Raw genomic sequence first — 2,147 nt, 5'->3', positions numbered from 1 at the left:
CGGGGCGCCTGCGCGGGCGGGGCGAACGACGGGGCCGCGGCCTGCGGCGGCGCGGCGGCCGGGGTCTCCTCGGCGACCTCGCCGCCGAAGTTCTTCAGCAGCGCCTCCAGACCGCCGTCGAAACCCTGGCCCACGGCGGCGAACCGCCAGACGTCCTTCAGGTAGAAGTCCCCGAGCATGACCGCGCGCTCGGTGCTGAACTCGGAGCCGGTGAACGCGTACCGGACGACTTCCTCGCCGCCCGCCACGATCCGGATGTAACCGGGCCCGACCTGGGACATCTGCCCGGCACCGTCCACCGTCGCGGTGAACGAGAGCTTGTGGATGTGGGCCGGAATGCGGTCCAGGGTGACGCGGAACGACTCGGTGTCACCGGCCTGCGCGCCGAGGAGCTGAATGGACTCCTCCGGGGACTTCGGCTGATTGAAGAAGATGAAATACCGGTCGTCGGAGAGCTGCTCATTGGCATCGAGTCCGAAGCAGCTGATGTCAAAACTCAGCCCCGGTCCGGCGATCTGCACCCCTACGTACAGGTCCGTCCCCGGTGTGAGATCGCTGATCTTGGCCTTGTGGCCGCGTTGGAATTCCCTGGCCATGCGTAACGACCGTCCCCCATCCGGAAGGTGAATGCGTCGCGTCAGGCTATCCGCAAACTCCGGCCCCGGGCGAAGCCGGTACAGACCCGGTACAGAAACACCGGACTCCGCTCACCCGGTGCCACCACACGTCACTCGCCGCGCGCGGCCGGCAGCTGCGGCAGCCGTCCGGCCGCCGCCACGCCCTCCAGGTAACCGCGGGCCCGCTCGGTGCGCGGGTAGGCGTCCAGCAGGCGCCAGAACCGCGGCCCGTGCCCCGGCACCAGGAGGTGCGCCAGCTCGTGGACCAGTACGTAGTCCACGACGTACTCCGGCATGCCCTGCAGGCGGTGCGACAGCCGGATGCTGCCCTCGGCCGGGGTGCAGGAGCCCCACCGGGTGTTCTGGTTGGTCACCCACCGCACCGACGCGGGCATCGCCCGGCCCCCGAAGTACTGGGCGGACAGCCGCTCCGCCCGCTCGGCCAGCTCGGTGTCGCCGGGGATGCGCCGGCTCTCCTGGGCGGCGAGCTTGCCCAGCATCACATCCACCCAGCGCCGCTCCTCGGCCTCCGACATCCGGGCCGGGATGAGCACGATCGTGCGGTCGCCCTCGCGATACGCGGAGACGGTTCTGCTGCGGCGGGCGCTCCTGCGGACCTCGACCGCGCTCGTCGCCGGGGCGCGGCGGGCCGGGTCGGCACCGCGCCGTCGCGATCCGGCATCGGGCACGGCAGGCTCCCCGGCCAGGCCGGGCGACGGGTCTGCTGGCATGCTCCGACGTTACCCGCTGCACCTGCGGGAAGTCCCGCCTCCGGCACGGTTCACCGTGATCGGCTCCACACCATGCACCATTTGAACGACTAATACCCCGCGCCTGTGGATAACTTTCCGCACGTTCCGGCGGGCGGCCGCATTCTGGCAATGGAACGCGTACAGCCGTCACACAGCGGCCACACAGACCGGGGGAAGCCGTGCATCCGATGTTGAAGCCCGCACTGCGCCGCGCATGGCGGGACGGGGACACCGTGCAATTCGGAGTGACGCCCGCACACGCGGTGAAGGTCGGCCCGATGGATATCGCGACGGGATGTTTCATGGAACTGCTCGACGGCACCAGAGGCATGGCCCTGTTGCACGAGGAGGCGAGAGCCATGGACCTGAGCGAGCGCCATGTGGACACGCTGGTGATGCGGCTGACGGACGCGGGTCTGGTGGACGACGTACGGGCGGGCGGCCCGGCGGCCGACGCGCTGCGCGACCGGGCGGACGTCCTGGAGCGCCACCGCCCGGATCTGGCATCGCTCTCCGTGGTACACCCCGAGCCCGGTGGCGCGGCGCGCAGACTGGCGGCCCGCCGCTCGATGCGGGTGCAGGTGCGGGGCGCGGGCCGGGTCGGTGCGACCGTCGCCTCGGTGCTCTCCGGGGCCGGGGTGGGCCGGGTCGAGGTGCTGGACGGTGGCTGTACGGAGCCGGGCGATGTGGCGCCGGGCGGGCTGCCGGCCTCGGCGGTCGGGGAGCGCCGCGACCAGGCGGCCCGGCAACTGGTCCGCCGCGCCGCGCCCGGTCCGGG

The 2,147-nt window shown here is 71.8% G+C and carries 3 protein-coding genes; 1 reads left to right on the top strand and 2 read right to left on the bottom strand.

All coding sequences use genetic code 11. From position 1 onward, the window contains the following. Positions 1–596 (bottom strand): TerD family protein (locus MHW47_RS34820; RefSeq protein WP_239227826.1); only part of this gene is annotated, 596 nt, incomplete at its 3' end. Between the two features lie 131 nt (positions 597–727). Beyond that, positions 728–1,348, bottom strand: coding sequence for a M48 family metallopeptidase (locus MHW47_RS34815; RefSeq protein ID WP_239227825.1), 621 nt, complete (start codon positions 1,346–1,348; stop codon positions 728–730). Between the two features lie 200 nt (positions 1,349–1,548). On the opposite strand from MHW47_RS34815, the gene MHW47_RS34810 reads away from it, so the two are divergent. After that, positions 1,549–2,147, top strand: a 599-nt coding sequence (locus tag MHW47_RS34810) for a ThiF family adenylyltransferase (RefSeq protein ID WP_239227824.1), incomplete at its 3' end; no start/stop codon positions are given.

Source organism: Streptomyces sp. OfavH-34-F, from assembly GCF_022347745.1.
GTDB lineage: Bacteria > Actinomycetota > Actinomycetes > Streptomycetales > Streptomycetaceae > Streptomyces.
Note: the sequence above shows the minus strand (reverse complement) of the source record. Positions and strands in the feature narration are given on the sequence as shown.

Excerpts from the sequence above, each read along its gene's own strand:
- MHW47_RS34815 (WP_239227825.1), bottom strand. The coding sequence starts at position 1,348 with ATGCCAGCAGACCCGTCGCCCGGCCTGGCCGGGGAGCCTGCCGTGCCC.